At 67.2% G+C, this 17,062-nt stretch carries 15 protein-coding genes and 1 tRNA gene; 9 read left to right on the top strand and 7 right to left on the bottom strand.

Annotation, left to right across the window (positions count from 1 at the left end; genetic code table 11):
• The 3 genes from rsmB (at position 1) to HMPREF3113_RS10410 (ending at position 4,511) form a co-directional block, all read left to right on the top strand.
• Positions 1-1,344, top strand: a complete 1,344-nt coding sequence (gene rsmB / locus HMPREF3113_RS10420; protein WP_070472588.1) for a 16S rRNA (cytosine(967)-C(5))-methyltransferase RsmB — start codon at positions 1-3, stop codon at positions 1,342-1,344.
• A 26-nt stretch (positions 1,345-1,370) separates the two neighbouring features.
• Complete coding sequence (locus HMPREF3113_RS10415) at positions 1,371-3,092, top strand: ArnT family glycosyltransferase (RefSeq protein WP_070472091.1); 1,722 nt, start codon at positions 1,371-1,373, stop codon at positions 3,090-3,092.
• Between the two features lie 111 nt (positions 3,093-3,203).
• Positions 3,204-4,511 carry an O-antigen ligase family protein gene (locus HMPREF3113_RS10410; protein ID WP_083298769.1) on the top strand — a complete coding sequence of 436 codons (1,308 nt, stop codon included), beginning with the start codon at positions 3,204-3,206 and terminating at the stop codon, positions 4,509-4,511.
• On the opposite strand, the gene HMPREF3113_RS10405 is transcribed toward HMPREF3113_RS10410, so the two are convergent.
• Positions 4,496-5,314: a glycosyltransferase family 2 protein gene (locus tag HMPREF3113_RS10405; protein ID WP_070472087.1), complete on the bottom strand. Its 819-nt coding sequence runs from the start codon at positions 5,312-5,314 to the stop codon at positions 4,496-4,498. The two genes, HMPREF3113_RS10410 and HMPREF3113_RS10405, sit on opposite strands and share 16 nt — an antisense overlap.
• On the opposite strand from HMPREF3113_RS10405, the gene HMPREF3113_RS10400 reads away from it, so the two are divergent.
• Positions 5,313-6,371, top strand: coding sequence for a CDP-glycerol glycerophosphotransferase family protein (locus tag HMPREF3113_RS10400; protein WP_070472083.1), 1,059 nt, complete (start codon positions 5,313-5,315; stop codon positions 6,369-6,371). The two genes, HMPREF3113_RS10405 and HMPREF3113_RS10400, sit on opposite strands and share 2 nt — an antisense overlap.
• A 120-nt stretch (positions 6,372-6,491) precedes the next feature.
• Here HMPREF3113_RS10400 and HMPREF3113_RS10395 read toward each other — a convergent pair whose 3' ends face one another.
• The 4 genes from HMPREF3113_RS10395 to HMPREF3113_RS10380 all read right to left on the bottom strand — a co-directional run bounded on the left by HMPREF3113_RS10395 (position 6,492) and on the right by HMPREF3113_RS10380 (position 10,735).
• Positions 6,492-8,009: a PH domain-containing protein gene (locus HMPREF3113_RS10395; protein ID WP_070472080.1), complete on the bottom strand. Its 1,518-nt coding sequence runs from the start codon at positions 8,007-8,009 to the stop codon at positions 6,492-6,494.
• Positions 8,006-8,530, bottom strand: coding sequence for a PH domain-containing protein (locus tag HMPREF3113_RS10390; protein WP_070472077.1), 525 nt, complete (start codon positions 8,528-8,530; stop codon positions 8,006-8,008). Before HMPREF3113_RS10390 ends, HMPREF3113_RS10395 begins: the two co-directional genes overlap by 4 nt.
• 85 nt (positions 8,531-8,615) lie before the next feature.
• Positions 8,616-9,749, bottom strand: a complete 1,134-nt coding sequence (ribA, locus tag HMPREF3113_RS10385) for a GTP cyclohydrolase II RibA (RefSeq protein ID WP_070472075.1) — start codon at positions 9,747-9,749, stop codon at positions 8,616-8,618.
• 68 nt (positions 9,750-9,817) lie between these two features.
• Positions 9,818-10,735 carry a lauroyl acyltransferase gene (locus HMPREF3113_RS10380; protein WP_070472073.1) on the bottom strand — a complete coding sequence of 306 codons (918 nt, stop codon included), beginning with the start codon at positions 10,733-10,735 and terminating at the stop codon, positions 9,818-9,820.
• 85 nt (positions 10,736-10,820) lie between these two features.
• Between HMPREF3113_RS10380 and dtd the strand changes: the two genes are divergently transcribed.
• The 5 genes from dtd to HMPREF3113_RS18375 all read left to right on the top strand — a co-directional run bounded on the left by dtd (position 10,821) and on the right by HMPREF3113_RS18375 (position 16,355).
• Complete coding sequence (gene dtd, locus HMPREF3113_RS18875; RefSeq protein WP_070426029.1) at positions 10,821-11,261, top strand: D-aminoacyl-tRNA deacylase; 441 nt, start codon at positions 10,821-10,823, stop codon at positions 11,259-11,261.
• 90 nt (positions 11,262-11,351) lie between these two features.
• The gene (gene rpoD / locus HMPREF3113_RS10370; protein WP_019183598.1) at positions 11,352-13,199 is read left to right on the top strand and encodes an RNA polymerase sigma factor RpoD; all 1,848 of its coding nucleotides are present in this window, start codon (positions 11,352-11,354) and stop codon (positions 13,197-13,199) included.
• Between the two features lie 287 nt (positions 13,200-13,486).
• Positions 13,487-14,887, top strand: coding sequence for a type II toxin-antitoxin system HipA family toxin YjjJ (gene yjjJ / locus HMPREF3113_RS10365; RefSeq protein WP_083298768.1), 1,401 nt, complete (start codon positions 13,487-13,489; stop codon positions 14,885-14,887).
• Positions 14,888-14,943: 56 nt separating this feature from the next.
• Positions 14,944-15,019 (top strand) — tRNA-Ile (locus HMPREF3113_RS10360).
• Between the two features lie 307 nt (positions 15,020-15,326).
• Positions 15,327-16,355, top strand: a complete 1,029-nt coding sequence (locus HMPREF3113_RS18375) for an SDH family Clp fold serine proteinase (RefSeq protein ID WP_217628703.1) — start codon at positions 15,327-15,329, stop codon at positions 16,353-16,355.
• 46 nt (positions 16,356-16,401) lie between these two features.
• Here HMPREF3113_RS18375 and HMPREF3113_RS10350 read toward each other — a convergent pair whose 3' ends face one another.
• On the bottom strand, positions 16,402-16,623 hold the full coding sequence (locus HMPREF3113_RS10350) for a helix-turn-helix transcriptional regulator (RefSeq protein WP_070472071.1): 222 nt from the start codon (positions 16,621-16,623) through the stop codon (positions 16,402-16,404).
• The gene (locus HMPREF3113_RS10345) at positions 16,610-17,014 is read right to left on the bottom strand and encodes a hypothetical protein (protein ID WP_070472069.1); all 405 of its coding nucleotides are present in this window, start codon (positions 17,012-17,014) and stop codon (positions 16,610-16,612) included. Before HMPREF3113_RS10345 ends, HMPREF3113_RS10350 begins: the two co-directional genes overlap by 14 nt.
• Between the last annotated feature and the right edge of the window lie 48 nt (positions 17,015-17,062).

Raw genomic sequence — 17,062 nt, 5'->3', positions numbered from 1 at the left:
ATGACGACGCCCCGTCCCGCCAAGCCTGCTGGCGCGTACACCGCCCATACCGCCCCCGGGGTACCCACCCGTGTGCTGGCCGCGCGCGTGCTGGCCCAGGTGATCGGCCGCGGCCGCTCGCTCAAGGCCGAGCTGGCCACCGCGTTGCCGACCCTGGACGACAGCCGCGACCGCGCGCTGCTGGAGGCGCTGTGCTTTGCCGTGCTGCGCCGCCGCGCGGCCTATGACGCGGCGCTGGCGCAGTGGATGCCGCGGCCGCTGAGCGTGCGCGAAGACGAGCTGCGCGCGCTGCTGCTGGTCGGCTTCGCCCAGCTGGACGCGCTGGAACTGCCGGCGCACGCCGCGCTCTCGGCCACGGTCGACGCCGCGCGCGCGATGGGCCGTGATCGCCAGGCCGGCATGGTCAATGCACTGCTGCGCCGCGCCCAGCGCGAAGGCATTCCGCCGCTGCCCGCGCGCGACGCCTTCCCGCTGTGGATGGCCGAGAAGATCGAGCAGGATTGGCCGGACGAGGCCGAGGCGGTGTTCAGCGCCAGCCTGCAGGCCGCGCCGTTGTGGCTGCGGGTCAACCGCCAGCACGGCAGCCGCGAGGCGATGCTGCAGCAGATGGAAGCCGCCGGCATCGCTGCCGAAGCCTCCAGCATCGGTGCCGATGCGATCCGCCTGCCGGTGCCGGTCGCGGTCACTGCGCTGCCCGGCTTCGCAGAGGGCGCGCTGTCGGTGCAGGATCTGTCTGCCCAGCAGGTGGCCGATGCGCTGGCGCCGCGCCCGGGCGCGCGCGTACTCGATGCCTGCGCTGCACCGGGCGGCAAGTCCGCGCACCTGCTCGAGCGCGATCCGACCCTGCACCTGCTGGCGTTGGACATCGATGCGCGCCGGCTCAAGCGCATCAGCGAAACGTTCGCACGCACCGGCGTGGGCCAGAATGCGAAGGTGCTGGCCGGTGACGCGACCGATCCCGCCAGCTGGTGGGATGGGCAGTTGTTCGACACCATCCTGCTCGACGCCCCGTGTTCGGCCACCGGCATCATCCGCCGGCAGCCGGACGTGCTGGTGCACCGCCGGCCGACCGACATCGACGCCCTGATCGCGCTGCAGGCACGCCTGCTGGATGCGTGCTGGACGATGCTCGCTCCCGGCGGAACCCTGCTGTATGCGACATGCTCGATCCTGCGCGATGAAAATCAGTTCCAGGTCGAAGCGTTCCTGCAGCGCACGCGTGGCGCGGGCTTCCTGCCGCTGGGTGAGGTGTATGGGCACGATTCCTGGGCCGGTCGCCAGCGCCTGCCGGGTGAGGACGGTGCTGACGGCTTCTTCTATGCGCGTCTGCTAAAGAAGGGTTGAACCGAACCCGGCTAGAATCCCGCCCCATGTTTAACCACCGCGCATCCCGAGAGTTCTGGCTGCTTGCCCTGATGGCCCTGCTCGTTCTGGGGGCCGGCCTGGGCATGCGTGATCCCTGGCCGTCCGATGAACCCCGCTTCGCACTGGTCGCCAAGCAGATGGTGGACAGCGGCGACTGGCTGTTCCCGCACCGGGGCACCGAGCTGTATTCGGACAAGCCACCGATGCTGATGTGGTCGCAGGCTGCGCTGTACTCGCTGATCGGTGATTGGCGCGTGGCGTTCCTGCTGCCCTCGCTGCTGGCCGCGCTGGGTACCCTGGCCTGTGTCTACGACCTTGGCCGCCGGCTGTGGACGCGGCGGGTCGGGCTGTATGCCGCCTGGGCGCTGCTGTTCGCGCTGCACTTCACCTTCCAGTCCAAGAAGGCCCAGATCGACCCGCTGGTGGTGTTCTTCATCACCTTGGCCAACTACGGCCTGCTGCGCCATCTGCTCAGTGGCCCTGCGTGGCGCTGGTGGTGGCTGGGCTGGTTCGCCGCCGGGCTCGGGGTGATCACCAAGGGCGTGGGCGTGATCGCACTGCTGATGATCCTTCCGGCGGCGGTGGCCTCCGTACTCGGCTGGCCGCGGGTCAAGCTGCACTGCCGCGACTGGCGTTTCTGGCTCGGCCCGCTGGCGTTCGTGCTGGCCATCGCGCTGTGGCTGGTGCCGATGGTGGTGACCGCGCTGGGCAGCGGCTCGGCCGAGTACCGGGCCTACCTGGACGACATCCTGTTCCGGCAGACCGCCAAGCGCTATGCCCAGTCCTGGGATCATCACCAGCCGTGGTGGTACTTCCTGGGCACGATGCCCTCGATGTGGATCCCCGGCTTCCTGGCGATTCCGTGGGCGATCCCGGCCTGGCGCCGGCGCCTGCAGCGGCGCGATGCGCGCTACCTGCTGCCGCTGGTGTGGTGGCTGTTGATCGTGCTGTTCTTCTCGATCCCCAACGGCAAGCGCGACGTCTACATCCTGCCGGCGCTGCCGATGTTCTGCCTGGCGCTGGCACCGCTGCTGCCGGGGCTGCTGCGCAAGCGTGCGTTCCAGTGGCTGCTGGGCGGCTTCGTGGCCCTGCTGGCGGCCGGCCTGCTCGGCATCGGCATGTCCATGCTGGTCGGGCAGCCGGGCTTCGAACGCAAACTGATCCTCGACCGTGGCATCGATACCGCGGTGACCTCCGGCCTGGGCTGGGTCGCGGTCGCACTCGGCTGCTGGGCCGTGCTCACCCTGTGCATCGCAGGCGTGCGCCGCTTCCACCTGGCCGTGGTGGCGACGCTGACCATGGCCTGGGTCGCATTCGGGCTGATCGGCTACCCGCTGTTCAACGACTCCAGTTCCGCCCGCGGCCTGATGCAGCAGGTCGGCCAGCGCATCGGTCCAGACGCCGAACTGGGCCTGGTCGCCTGGAAAGAGCAGAATCTGCTGATGGCCGACCGGGACGCCGCCACCTTCGGTTTCAACCGACGCTGGGACCGGCAGCTGGGCGATGGCGTCGCCTGGCAGGCGGCACGTCCGCAGCAGCGTTGGTTGCTGGTGCAGGAGGACGCACTGCTGGCCTGTGTGGACCGCACCAGCGCCGAGCTGGCCGGGGTCGCCAACCGCCGGCGTTGGTGGTTGGTAAGGCCCGGTGACATCCATGGCCCCTGCGTGGCCAGCGCCGAAGAGCAGGAGCGCGAACGCGCGCTGCACCGGATCGATGGCGATGAGTGAGGTCTGCACTGCTGGCGGCCTGCCCGGGCGGGAACCGCAGGACCGTGGGCGCCGGTCGCGTCCAGTGCAGTCACGGGCCTGCGTGCCTGCGTGTGGCGATCGAGGTTGGCAATGATGTTTTCCCGTGGATCCGAGCCGGCCACGCCTGTTTCCCTGCCGCCGCTGCAGGGGCGTGCCGGCGTGGCGCACTGGATCGCCACCGTGGGCCTGTTCTGCATGCCCGCCCTGGTGCTGACCCTGCCGCAGAACCTGCTGCCGTACGGCATCCTTCTGCTGCTGAGCACGCTGCTGGCGCCGGACTACCTGTGGCGCGCGCGTGGCCTGGCCGGGCGGCCGGTGAAAGTGCTGGCCTGGCTGGTGGTGGCCGCGATCGCCTTCGCGCTGCTCTCGATCCATCTGTTCGAGCAGGGGCTGCGCGATATCGACAACCGGTCGCGGTTCGTCGTGATCCCGTGGATCGCCTTGTGGGTGTGTGCCTTGCGGCCGGATATCCGCTGGCTGTGGGCAGGTGCCCTGGCCGGCCTGCTCGGCACGATGGTGCTGTCGATCCTGCAGGTGGCCGGGGGCGCGCCGCGTGCCGACCTGAGCACCAATGCGATCGTGCTGGCCGACATCGTGCTGGTGCTGATGGTGCTGCTGGTCTTCTGCCGGCCACACCAGCGCTGGACCTGGGTGATCGTGGGCATGGTCGCCGGCTGCGTGACCATCGTGCTCAGCGGCAGCCGCGGCGTCTGGCTGGCGCTGCTGGCGCTGCTGGTGGTGATGGCGATGAGCCTGCGCTGGCGCACCGGGCGTGCGCGCCTGGGCGTGCTGCTGGCACTGGTGGCGATCGCCGGCACCTTGACCCTGACCATCCCGAGCCTGCGCGAACAGGTCCGCCTGACCGAGCTCAAGCACGACGTGGTGCGGATGGAGCGCGGCGACAGCGACTCGTCCGCCGGAGCGCGCGTGGAGCGGCTGCAGGTGGCCTATGAAACCTTCCTCGACCATCCTCTGACGGGGGTGGGCATCGGCCATTTCGACAGCGCCATGCAGCGCCTGCCGGTGTGCCGGGATGATCCGAGTGAGCAGCGCTGCCACCTGGGCCATGCGCACAACGATCTGGCCGAATGGGCCGCGACCCAGGGCGCCCCGGGCCTGCTGTTGCTGCTGGCGATCTATGGCGTGCCGCTGTGGGTGTTCACCGGTCTGCACCGGCGCAGCGGCGAGCAGACCTTCCGTGGCCCGGCCGCCGCCGGGATCATGGTGGTGGTGACCTATGTGCTGTGCGGGATCACCCAGTCGATGTTCGCGCACCAGATCACGGCCAGCTTCTACGTCACCATCGTCGGCCTGCTGGCCGGGTTGTCGATCGTCCAGGGCAATACCCGGCGCCTGGCGTTGGCGCGGGCCCAGGCCCAGGCTCAGGCGTCGGGCTGATTCCGCGGCGGGTCGGTGACCGGCTGCCCGTTCTGCAGCATCCACAGCATGATGGTCTTCTGGCGCACGTAGTTGGCGCGCACATAGGCGTAGACCAGCCCGTGCCAGCCATCGCGGAAGCCGCCGCGCAGCAGCAGCCCGCGCCAGAACCGCCACGCCGGCGCCAGGATCAGCTTGGGCAGGGTGGCGCGCTTGCCCCGCGCGAACTCGTGCTCGGCCATCATCCGCGCGTAGCGCTGGGTCTTGAGCAGCTGCTGTTCCAGCGAGCGGTAGGGGTAATGGATCAGATCACCACGCAGGGTGCCCACCGCGCCATCCACGCTGGCCGCCTCATGGATCTCGCGCTTGCCGCGCCAGCCGCCATGGCGGCGGTCGAACAGGCGCAGGACCCGGTCCGGGTAGGCATTGCCATGCTTCAGGAACTTGCCGAAATACGCGGACAACCGCGCGAAACGGTAGCCGTGGTGGCCGGCGAAGCCGGCAGCCTGCGCGGTCAGGATCGCCTCGCGCAGGGCGTCGCTGATGCGCTCGTCGGCATCCAGGCACAGCACCCAGTCGTGGGTGGCCTGCTCGACGCAGAACGCCTTCTGGCTGCGGAACCCATCGAACCGGCGCTGCAGCGCCCGCGCCCCGGCCGCCGTCGCGATCGCCACCGTGGCGTCGGTCGATTGCGAGTCCACCACGACGATCTCGTCGCAGAAGGCCAATGAGGCCAGACAGTCGCCGATGCGGTCGGCTTCATTGAACGCGATAATGCAGGCCGAAATGCGAGGCCGTTCAGTGGGAGCGGTCGAGGAGGACATGATGGCCGAGTACCTGCTGTTTGCGACGGAGCGTTATGCGCTGCCCATTCTCGCCCCTCTGGCGCAGGCGTTGCACGCATCCGGTCAATCGGTGTCGGCCTGGTTCGCCGATGGCGCCGCCGGCGCATCGCTGCCCGGCGTGCCCAACGTCGGCCTGAAAGAGGCGCTGGCGCTGCGCCCACGTGCGGTGTTCAGTGCCGCCAACTGGGTGCCGCCGTTCATCGCCGGGGCCAAGGTGCAGGTGTTCCACGGTTTCAACGTGCAGAAGCGCGACAGCGCCCGTGGCCACTTCCGGGTGCGGGGACTGTTCGATCTGTACTGCACCCAGGGCCCGGCCACGACCGCCCCGTTCCGCGAGCTGGCCGCGCGCGAGGGCCACTTCGCCGTGGCCGAGACCGGCTGGCCCAAGCTGGACCCGCTGTTCCGCGATGACGGCGGCCTGAGCGCGGGATTGCGCGTGCCGGCCCAGGGCCGCCCGGTGATCCTGTTCGGTTCGACCTTCACCGAGCGCTTGAGCGCGGCGCCACACCTGTACGACCAGATCGCGGCCGACATCGCCCGCGGCGATCACTACTGGCTGCTGACCCTGCACCCCAAGTGCGCGCCGGAGCTGTTCGATCGCTACCGCGCGCTGGCTGGCCCGCATGCGCGCTTCATCGAGCCCGAACAGGTGATGGCCGCGCAGCGCGCCGCCGATGTGCTGGTCTCGGACACCTCCTCGATCGTGTCCGAGTTCATCGTGCAGCACAAACCCGTGGTCACCTTCCGCAACCGGGTGCCGCAGCCACACATGATCGATTTCGACGACGCCACGCAGCTGCCCGCGATGCTGGCCCAGGCGTTGGATCCGGCGCCGGCGTTGATGGCCGAGATCCGGCGCTACGCCGATACCATCCACCCGTTCCGCGATGGCTATTCCTCCGAGCGGGTGATCGCCGCGACCGAGGATTTCCTGTCCGGCGAACTCGGCACGCTCAAGCGCAAACCGTTCGGTGCGTGGACGCGCGGCCTGCAGATCCGCAGGGATCTCGGGTATTGGGGACCGGCCAAGCGCTGAAGCATCCTTGGCGATGCCGGTCGGGTTAGGGCGAGCCGGCGAGCAGCCGACAGCACCGGGATGCACCCCCTGCGTGGACGGTGTTCATCCGGTCGGTCCACGCCGTGCGTGGAGGCTCGTCTACCAGCGCAGGCGGCGCTTGGCCAACGCCCGGCCCAGCTGCTCGTACACCGCGCGTGCTTCGGCCTCCGGCAGGTACTGCAGCACCAGCGGCGTGCCCATGCCCGCGCCGGCGGTATCCAGCCACACGCTGGCCGTGCCCAGCCGGCGGTCCAGCGGCGAGCGGGTCAGACGCAGCGCCTGCAGCTTGTCCAGCTCTGCAAAGCGCCACCAGCGCTGCCACCAGCCGCCACGCACGGCCACGTAGTCGTCATCCAGGTGATAGCCGATGCGGTCCATCTGCCGGTGCGCGCGGAATGCCGACCACGGCAACCACAGCAGCAACAGCGCGCCCCACGGACCGCCGTACCAGATCGCGCCCGCGCTCAGCAGCGGAACCACGCACAGCGCGCCCAGGCACAGCCGCCACCAGCCGCGCCTCTGAACCGGCTGCCAGCGCGCCGGCGGCCACTGCAGGTGTGGCAGCAGATGCTGGACCAGCCCATCGCACACGGCCGGCGTCGCCAGCGGCGCGAGTTCGCGCAGGTCACGCCGCTCGCCTTCGCCGGGGTTGCCGGCCGCGATATCGATGCGCAGTTGGCGGCGCTGGAACCAGCGCTGCAGGGCCGTCTCGCGCAGCGTCCAGGCCTGGATCCGGCGCCGCGCCACGCTGGTGCGCATCCGCGTCAACAGTCCGCTGGCCACGGTCAGCCGACGCTCGTGCTCACTGAGCCGGAAACCGTAATAGCGCAGCAGCGCGAGCACCACCGAGAGCACCCGCAGCAGCACCCAGAAACCGGCCACGGCCAGCACTGCGGCAATCGCCCAGAGCCACATGCCAGGGTGCAGGTGGCTGGCATAGCCGAAGGCCTGGCGCCCGCCTGCTTCGATCACATCGGACACGCTGCCACGCGGGAACAATTGCAGCATCGCACCCAGCACCGCCACCACCACGACCCAGCCGCGGTTGGACAACAGCCCGATGCTGATGACCTCGCCGGGGCCCAGCGCCAGCAGCACGTCCTCGGCAGGCTCGGCAAGCGCCGCCTCGCCCCCGGCCGCGGCCGGCGCTGCCTGGCCACGCTGGCGGACCAGCCGCTCCAGTGCGAGCGCCTGGTCCAGCTTGAGCACCCGCATTTCTGCCTCGGGTCGGTTGCCGCCGGCCGATTCCAGCTTCAGCTCGGCCACCCCGAACAGGCGGTGCAACGGGTTCTGGTGCACCACCACGTTGTGGATGCGGGCGAAGGGAATCTCGCGGCGATTGCGCGCGAACACGCCGCTGCGCACCGTGATTGCCGTCGCCCCGATCCGGTAGCGGTAAGTGAGGTACTGCAGCACCGAGTACGCCACCAGCACCACCACGGCGATCACCGGGCCGATCGACAGCCAGAACTCATCGCGGTCGCCGCGCTGGCCGAACACCACCAGCGCGATCAACGGCACCAGGCCCTGGCGCAGCTGCATCAGCAGTACGAACAGCCACGACCAGGGATGCAGCCGCTGCTCCGGCGCGGCATCAAGCGGCGGCGGAATACTCACAGGGCGTCGTCGTCCTGGTCCAGCTGGTGCGCCAGGGTATCGCGCAGGCGCTCGGCATCGGCGCTGTCCAGGCCACTGAGTGTGACCGCGCTGAAGCGGCTGCCGGCGGTATGCACGACCAGCGTGCTCAACCCGGCGCTGCGTTCGATCGGGCCACGCCGCAGATCCAGGTGCTGCACGCGCGAAGTCGGTACGCGGGTTTCGTTCTGCCAGAGCAGGTCACGGCGCAGCCCGAGCCCTTGGGCATCAAGCCGCCAATAGGTGCGGCGCTGGCGGCGGAAGGCGAGCGCGGCACCGATCAGTGCGCCCAGCAGCACCACGCCGGCCGCGCCCCACCAGCGCCCCGGCAGATCGAACACCACCCACAGCGCACCGAACGCACCGCCGATCAGCAGCGCGCCGGCGATCGCGCCACCGAAGGCGGCCAGCGAGGCCGAACGCAGCGGCAGCGGTTGCCAGTCCGGCGCGGCGGGCGACGGCGGCAGGGGCGGCGGCACGGGAGTGTCGAGGAAATCGGACAAGGCAGGGCGCTCGGCTGGAAACGGGCCGGGCGCATGCGTGCAGGTGCAACCGCCCGTGGCGCAGACGGTAGCAGGTTGCCGTGGGCTATTGCGCGGCCTGGATCAGCGCATCCACATCGAGCAGGTGGCCGGCGCGTTCGGCCTTGGTGCGCAGGTACTGTTCGTTCTCGGCGGTGATGTCGCCGGTGACCGGCACGCAATCGACCACGTCGATGCCGGCATTGCGCAGGCGCTGGGCCTTGGTGGGGTTGTTGCTGAGCAATTGCACGCGGGTCACGCCCAGGCCCTGCAGCATCGCCACGGCACTGCCGTACCGGCGCTCGTCGGCACCAAAACCAAGCTGCGCATCGGCGTCGATCGTATCCAGCCCATCGTGCTGGTAACCGTAGGCGCGCATCTTCGCGGCGATGCCGGTGCCACGGCCTTCCTGGTCCAGGTACAGCAGTACGCCGCCACCAAGCTCCTTGAGCTTGCGCAGGCCACGCCGCAGCTGGTCGCCACAGTCGCACTTGAGCGAGCCGAACAGATCGCCGGTCAGGCAGGAGGAGTGCACGCGCACCGGCACCACGGCGGACAGGTCCGGCGTGCCGACGATGATCGCGACCTGGTCGCGCTGGGCCACGCCACCGCGGAACACCGCGAATTCGGTCATGCCGACCTCGCGCAGCGGGACCGGCGAGCGGGCCACCAGCTCATAGGCGTGCGCGGCCTGCTCGGCGCCCTGGCTCAGGTCGCACAGCGAGACCTGGGCGCAGCCGTCGAAGCGGCGGTCATCGGAGTTCAACAGCACCCCGACCATCGCCGGCAGCAGCAGGCCTAGGCGGGCAATCTCCACCGCGCCATCGTCCAGCGCTTCACCGCCGGTCCAGCCGGGCGGCATTGCGCCGGGATCGCGCAGGTAGCTGAGCGAGGGCAGTGCATCGAAGTCGATGCCGGCCAGCGGCACGCGCGCGCCACGTTCGGCACTGACGCCGAGCACGCGTGCGCGGGTGGAGGTGAGGAACAGGTAGTGGCGATCTTCCGCGGCGGCGGCGAAGGCGGTGAAGCTGGTGCGGGTGCTGCTGTCCAGCGCGATGAAGGCCAGGCGCAGGCCGTGGCCATCGTCGATCACCACCGGGCGACCGGCGCGCAGTTCGGCCACCGCGCGCTCGCAGCGGATCGCGGCCGGGTCGCCGAACAGGGAAGAAGCAGAAGACATGGCAGGGGCCGTGGGGGACATCGTGGTTTCCACAGTGGGGACGGAAAGCGCCGATTCAATCGCGCCAAGGGCGCGACGCTGCGTCGCAGTCAGTGCGGATGGTCCTCGGTGGCGTAGGGATCGTCCTCGCCGCTCTGCGGTGGGCGCAGCGTATAGCGCTTGTAGGTCCACTGGTACTGCGCCGGATCGCGGCGGGCGATGCGTTCGATGCCGGCGTTGAGCGCGGTCGCGGCGGTGCGCGGGTCCGGGTCGGCCACGGCGGGCGGGGTAGATTCGATGTGCAGGGCGAAGTCCATGCCCGGGCCGATCCGCTCACACCAGCCGTACAGCACGGTCGCGCCGGTGCGCTCGGCCAGCCGGTTGACCAGGGTCATGGTCAACGCCTCCACGCCGAAGAACGGCGCGAACACCCCGTCGCCGGCCTTGGGCTGCTGGTCGGGCAGGATGCCGGTGGCGCCGCCGTCCTTGAGCACCTTGAACAGCTGGCGCACGGCCGGGCCCTCGGCCCGGACCTGCTGGACGTTGTCGCCGCCACGGACCAGCTGCAGGAAGGCATCGCCCACCGCTTCATCCGGGGCCTTGTAGACGATCGCGATCGGGCCGCGCGAGGCCAGCCACTGGTTGAGCAGCTCCCAGTTGCCGTAGTGCGGGGCGGCCACGATCACGCCGTTGCCGGCAGCCAGGGCGGCGTCGTACAGCGCCTCACCGTGGCGCTCGGTGAGCCGGGCCAGGTTGCGCTCGCGCGGCTGGGTCCACAGGCGAAGGGTTTCGATCGCTTGCAGCGCGGTGGAGCGCAGCACGTTCCTGTGCAGCGCCGCGCGTTCGGTATCGCTGAGTTCGGGGTAGGCCAGCTCAAGGTTGCGGCGGGTGACGCGGCTCTCACGGGCGTTGAGACGGATCCACAGCCAGGCCAGCAGCGTCGCGACGGCACGCAGCCAGGACCAGGGCAGGCGGGTGAACAGGGCAGCGGCGCGGTACGCCAGGCGGGCAGTGGTGTGCGGTTTCATCGCTGCGAAGTCTAGCCGCTGGCGGCCAGCCTGTCGGCGCGCGGGCGCGTTAAGGTAGGCCGCCTTCAGTTGCGGAGCCCTGCCGATGCTTGTCCTGATCCAGCGCGTGAGCCAAGCCAGCGTCCATGTCGAGCAGGCCGTCGTGGGCCAGATCGGGCCCGGCCTGCTGGCCCTGGTGGGCATGGAGCCGGGCGACACCGAGGCCCAGATCACCCGGATGGCCGATCGCCTGCTTGGTTACCGTGTCTTTGGCGATGAGACCGGAAAAATGAACCGGTCGCTGCGCGACACCGGCGGCGGATTGCTGCTGGTCAGCCAATTCACCTTGGCGGCCGATACATCCAGCGGGATGCGGCCGGGCTTCAGTACCGCCGCGCCGCCGGCGGAGGCTGAACGCGGATTCAATCGACTGGTCGATATCTGCAGACAAAAACATGCCCCGGGGGTGGAAACCGGCCAGTTTGGTGCCCATATGGTTGTCAGCCTGGTCAACGATGGTCCCGTGACCTTCCTGCTCAGACCCTAGCCCCCGGGACCACCGCCCGGGAACGCGGGGCGCCGGGCTGGTATAATGCTAGGTTCTATTCCCTCTCCCAGCCGGTGGCGCGAGCACTACATGGCCAACGAACGTCCTGCCCAGCAAAACGACATCAAGCTTCTGATCAGCAAGGGCCTGGAACAGGGCTACCTGACCTACGCCGAAGTCAATGACCATCTGCCCGACGACATCGTCGACCCGGAGCAGATCGAAGATATCATCGGCATGATCAACGGCATGGGCATTGATGTCCATGAAGTTGCTCCCGATGCAGAAACCCTGTTGCTCAACGATGGCAACACCGGCAACCGCGAAGTCGATGACACCGCGGCCGAAGAAGCCGCCGCCGCGCTGAGCGCGCTCGACACCGAAGGTGGCCGCACCACCGACCCGGTGCGCATGTACATGCGCGAAATGGGTACCGTCGAGCTGCTGACCCGCGAAGGCGAAATCGCCATCGCCAAGCGCATCGAAGAAGGCCTGGGCCAGGTCCAGGCCGCACTCGGTACCTTCCCGGTATCGGTGGAATCGCTGCTGGCCGACTACGACGCGCACAAGGAAGGCAAGAAGCGCCTGGCCGAAGTGATCGTCGGCTTCAACGATCTGGTCGAAGAAGTCCCGGCCCCGGCCGTGGCCGAAGACACCAGCGATGAGGCTGACGAAGACGCCGATGAAGACGACGACGGCGACGACGTCGAGGAAGAGGCCGGCCCGACCGGTCCGGATCCGGAAGAAGTCGCACGCCGCATGCAGGCCCTGAGCGATGCGTACACCGCGTTCAAGAAGGCCGCTGCCAAGGGCGACCGCAAGCCGCTGGCCAAGCTGCGCGACGACATGGCCGCCGTGTTCGTGACCCTGAAGCTGCCGTTGCCGCTGACCGATGTGCTGGTCAAGCAGCTGCGCGACGTCATGGCCTCGATCAAGTCCCACGAACGCCGCGTGCTGAACCTGGCGACCGTGACCGCGCGCATGCCGCGCAAGGACTTCATCCGCTCGTGGGAAGGCAACCAGACCAACCTGGAGTGGGTGGAAGACGCACTGAAGCGCAAGCAGAAGTGGTCCTCGGCCCTGCGTGACGTGAAGGACCAGATCATCGCCGAACAGCAGGCGACGATCGACATCGAGAAGACCACCTGGCTGGAACTGGACGAGCTGAAGGAAATCAGCCGCGCCATGGCCTACGGTGAAGCGCGTGCGCGCAAGGCCAAGAAGGAAATGGTCGAAGCCAACCTGCGCCTGGTCATCTCGATCGCCAAGAAGTACACCAACCGCGGCTTGCAGTTCCTCGACCTCATCCAGGAAGGCAACATCGGCCTGATGAAGGCCGTGGACAAGTTCGAATACCGCCGTGGTTACAAGTTCTCCACGTATGCGACCTGGTGGATCCGCCAGGCCATCACCCGTTCGATCGCCGATCAGGCGCGCACCATCCGTATCCCGGTGCACATGATCGAGACGATCAACAAGTTGAACCGCATTTCCCGTCAGATGCTCCAGCAGTATGGCCGCGAGGCTACGCCGGAGGAGCTGGCCAAGGAAATGGACATGCCGGAAGACAAGATCCGCAAGGTGATGAAGATCGCCAAGGAGCCGATCTCGATGGAAACCCCGATCGGCGACGACGAGGATTCCCATCTGGGCGACTTCATCGAGGACACCAACGTGGAGTCCCCGATCGAGAACACCACCAACATCAACTTGTCTGAAACCGTGCGTGACGTGCTGGCCGGCCTCACCCCGAGGGAAGCCAAGGTGCTGCGCATGCGCTTCGGCATCGACATGAACACTGACCACACCCTCGAGGAAGTGGGCAAGCAGTTCGACGTCACCCGCGAGCGTATCCGCCAGATCGAAGCGAAGGCGCTGCGCAAGCTGCGTCATCCGAGCCGGTCCGAGCAGCTGCGCAGTTTCCTGGATATCGATTGATCGATACCGGCGCATCGCGTTGAAACCCGACAGACCCCGCGCAAGCGGGGTTTGTTTTTTTGGGGCGGGTGGCGGCGCAGCGGATGGAGCGGATGTTCGAAGGGGTGGGGGATCGCTGGGCTGATCGCGTGATTTCGTTGCGTGTTTCGTAACTTAATTACGGATGTTTTTTCGGTGTTCTCCGCGGTGATGGTATTTTAATCAATGGCTTATGAGTTTAATGGGGTTGCGGTTCGCCGAAGATTGGCGTATAGATTCGTAACTTAACTCGTCCCGAAACTCAGGCCATGGCCCGTCCCCGTACCGTCCAGCTCCAGACGCTGTTCGACAACCTGCCTGCTGGCGAGGTCGTCTCAGCTGCCGATCTCGTCGATCGCCTGGGGGTTACCCGGACAACGTTGAGTCGTCTTGTCGCCGAGGCCGGGGACCGCCTGGTGCGACTTGGCCGCACCCGCGCCACGGCCTATGCCATCCGTCAGCAGACCGCCGCGGGCAGCGAGTGGCCGCTGTTCCGGCTGGGGCCGGACGCCACCCTTGAAGAACTGGGCACGGTCGTGGCACTCACGGGCGAGACCTTCCACGTGGCGACCACCGCCGCACGCCCCAATCTGACCCGTTCGCCAGACGAGACCGTCGATGGCCACTTCCCGGGGCTGCCGTGGTACCTGGACGACCTGCGGCCACAGGGTTTTCTCGGGCGTACGTTCGCGCATCGTCGCGGGCGTGACCTGGGCGTCCCCGACGACCTCAATCGATGGCAATTGGGTGACACGCTACAGGCGCTGGTGCGTGCAGGCGGCACCGAGATCGGTGATCTCCTGCTGGGCGGCGATGCCGTGCAGATGGCGTTGCGCGCGCTCGATGCGCCTGGCGATCATGTCCTGGCCGGGCAGCGCGCACGTCGTTATCCCGAGCGCGCGGCGGCGGCACTGGAAGGCGAAGACGTCGGATCGTCGCCGGGTGGCGAGCAACCGAAGTTCACTGCCACGGTGGAGCATGAGGGAGGGCGCTATGCGGCGCTGGTGAAGTTCGCGCAGCCCACCGCAGGCGAGGCCGCAGAACGCTGGGCAGACCTGCTGGTCTGCGAGCACCTCGCCCTGCAGTGCCTGCGCGACGCCGGCGTGCCGGCAGCAGCGTCCGAGATCCTCCAGACCGACACGCACACGTTCCTGGAAGTGCAGCGCTTCGACCGCACTGTCGACGTGCTCGGCCGGCGTGGCTTCGTCTCGCTGCTGGCGCTGTCCTCGGCCTTCGCTGGTGACGTGACCGTGGACTGGGGGACCGCCGCCGACGCGCTGCTGACGCAGGGCTGGGTCGATCGCGACACGCAGGCCGCGATGGGAAGGCTGCACGCGTTCGGCCGGCTGATCGGCAACAGCGACATGCATCAGGGCAATCTGGGTTTCCACCTGGTCGATCGCGGCCCGCTGCCGTTGGCGCCCGCGTATGACATGTTGCCGATGTCATTGGCACCCTCGCGCACAGGCGTGCTGCGTGCGGCTACGCCGCTCGCCTCCATCGCGCCGGAGCGCAGCGGCCAGCTCGCGCACCTGCACTGGGCAGCGCCGCTGGCGGTGGACTACTGGCAGCGCGTGGCGGGTTCGGCGCTGCTGCGCTCGGGCGGGCTGCGTGAGCTGGCGGCGGAGAATGCGCGTCGGGTGCAGGCGATGGGGCAGCGTTTTGGCTGATGTGAGGGTTGCAGTGGAAAGCGCCTACAGGCCTCCACTACACTGTGCGGCCGCAAGGGCCTATAGCTCAACGGTTAGAGCAGAGGACTCATAATCCTTTGGTTGAAGGTTCGAATCCTTCTGGGCCCACCATCGAATCAGGCACTTAGGATCAACCGCAGTGCCTTCGTCGTCAAGCCATCGACCTCCGGTGACCGCTCGGTGACCGTTCCTCTAGAGCAGTCCAGAGTTCGAGCGGTAGCAACCAATGGCCCGGAATTTGCATGCTCACAGTAGCGTCGCTGAAGATTCTTAATGGATTGTTATTCGTTAAGGTTGAAGTTGACGGCGAGAGTCCAACCGGATGAGAACTGCCTTGACTACCGGTAATATGCGCCCAGCCAGGACGGCTGCTTTATAGGGGAAGGGTGTGACAACGCAAACGCCGCTGGAGCAATTGTTGAGCGAAGATCAAGATCGCGACTACCTCGTGATCTCTGCGCCAATTTCCCGTCATCTGCACGGGCAACTCAGTGACCTTTTGGCGACTCGGCCACTCAAGCCGAAGGCAACAGTTTTCCTGACTACGTATGGTGGAGATCCCGACGGCGGGTATCGCATCGCTAGATGTCTCCGCCACCACTACAAGGCTGGGCTGCGGGTAGCGGTTCCAAGCTGGTGCAAAAGCGCCGGCACCCTCGTGGCAATTGCCGCAGACGAACTGGCCATCGGTGACAGAGGGGAACTTGGCCCGTTGGACGTTCAGGTTTTCAAGGGGTCGGAGCTGCTTGAACGTAGCTCGGGTCTTGATATCACGGAGGCATTGGCCTTTGTGGGTGACCATGTCCGGGCTGGGTATCACTCGATGCTTAAGGAGGCCAGGAGAATGGGGCTCTCCACGAAGCTAGCTTCCGACATGGCCGCCCACATCGGGGCTGCCATTGCTGCACCCTTGTTGACACAGGTGGACCCGTTACGGCTGGGCGAGCTCCAACGCGCCACCCGGATTGCCAACGACTACGGCGGTCGCCTTGACGCGTATTCGCAAAATCTTAAGCCTGAGGCTCTACAATCTCTTATCGGAGCCTACCCGTCCCACAGCTTTGTGATTGATCGCAAAGAAGCCGGTGAGCTTTTTCACCGGGTGTATCCGCTGACCGAGGCAGAGTCACGATTCGTAGCCGCCTACTGGGTTTTCTTCCAGGAAGCGCGTGACGAGGCTCCTCAGTTCCTCGAATTGCCCAAGAATTCAACCAATGATGCAGGTGCCTCCAATGAATCCGATCCTGAAGCTCCAAATGACGGCGTCCCGCCCGACGCAGACCCGGAAGCAGGTTCAGACGGCCCAGGCAACGGCGGCAATCCACAATCAAGTGGCGAAAGCTTACGAATTCGCTCAAGACGTTCGAGAGGCGCGGGCCAAGAGGGCGCATCTAGGGAGCCAGGAAAAGCTGGGCTTCAAGAACTGCTTCACTCTGTGAAAAGCTGACTTAGCGTACGAAGAAGGGGGGCCATAGCGGCCTCCTTTTTCGTTTCTAGCCGACTATCTTGGGCTCCCAAGGCGGCGAGACGCGTCGCGATTCGATCCAACGGCGCACGTCCGAAAAGAACCATCGAGTACTGCCACCCACTTTGTGCGATTTGGGGAATGCGCCCTTTGCCATTTCACGATAGATGTAGCTCTTCTTCATCCCGGTTTGGGCTTCAACCTGCTCGAGCTTCAACAGGATCTCGGGAATGTTCTCAGCTGCGCCCATGGCGAGCCTCCATTGCTTCAGATGCGAATTCCGGCAGCAGCGCGCCCTGTGATCCGGCACGTGCGCGCGCCAACTGGTTTGCGATCTGCATCAGGTCCAAGGTTGGATCGTTGAAGAGGGCCAGACCGATCTGGGCAGTCAGCCTCTGGTTCGCCGTTGCCGCCAGCGGAGCCGGTGTGTCGATCGTGGCGACGGCGTAAGCGCGCCAGGCATCGCGGGCGGCCTTCAGCTGCGGCTCTCCGACGAACGTGAATGTCAGCGACCAGCCGCCGGCGGCGGACTGCTCCGAACTGGTCAGCGCGGTTTCAAGCGCTGCTGCAACCGCGATCGCAGCGCGCAGCTGGTGGATCAGCGGAGACCGTTTCTCCGTGCCGATGTGCTTAATGTTCAAGGTTATCTCCTTCGTCTACTTTTTAATCGATCTGCGCTTTCTTCCGCG

It is taken from the genome of Stenotrophomonas sp. HMSC10F06, from assembly GCF_001807865.1.
GTDB lineage: Bacteria > Pseudomonadota > Gammaproteobacteria > Xanthomonadales > Xanthomonadaceae > Stenotrophomonas > Stenotrophomonas bentonitica_A.
The sequence above is the reverse complement of the archived record's forward strand: the minus strand, read 5'-3'. Positions and strand labels throughout refer to the sequence as shown.

Excerpts from the sequence above, each read along its gene's own strand:
- HMPREF3113_RS10380 (WP_070472073.1), bottom strand. The coding sequence starts at position 10,735 with ATGAAACCGCACACCACTGCCCGCCTGGCGTACCGCGCCGCTGCCCTG.
- HMPREF3113_RS10415 (WP_070472091.1), top strand. The coding sequence starts at position 1,371 with ATGTTTAACCACCGCGCATCCCGAGAGTTCTGGCTGCTTGCCCTGATG.
- HMPREF3113_RS10400 (WP_070472083.1), top strand. The coding sequence starts at position 5,313 with ATGATGGCCGAGTACCTGCTGTTTGCGACGGAGCGTTATGCGCTGCCC.
- rpoD (WP_019183598.1), top strand. The coding sequence starts at position 11,352 with ATGGCCAACGAACGTCCTGCCCAGCAAAACGACATCAAGCTTCTGATC.
- dtd (WP_070426029.1), top strand. The coding sequence starts at position 10,821 with ATGCTTGTCCTGATCCAGCGCGTGAGCCAAGCCAGCGTCCATGTCGAG.
- HMPREF3113_RS10410 (WP_083298769.1), top strand. The coding sequence starts at position 3,204 with ATGATGTTTTCCCGTGGATCCGAGCCGGCCACGCCTGTTTCCCTGCCG.
- yjjJ (WP_083298768.1), top strand. The coding sequence starts at position 13,487 with ATGGCCCGTCCCCGTACCGTCCAGCTCCAGACGCTGTTCGACAACCTG.
- HMPREF3113_RS10405 (WP_070472087.1), bottom strand. The coding sequence starts at position 5,314 with ATGTCCTCCTCGACCGCTCCCACTGAACGGCCTCGCATTTCGGCCTGC.
- rsmB (WP_070472588.1), top strand. The coding sequence starts at position 1 with ATGACGACGCCCCGTCCCGCCAAGCCTGCTGGCGCGTACACCGCCCAT.
- ribA (WP_070472075.1), bottom strand. The coding sequence starts at position 9,749 with ATGTCCCCCACGGCCCCTGCCATGTCTTCTGCTTCTTCCCTGTTCGGC.
- HMPREF3113_RS10350 (WP_070472071.1), bottom strand. The coding sequence starts at position 16,623 with ATGGGCGCAGCTGAGAACATTCCCGAGATCCTGTTGAAGCTCGAGCAG.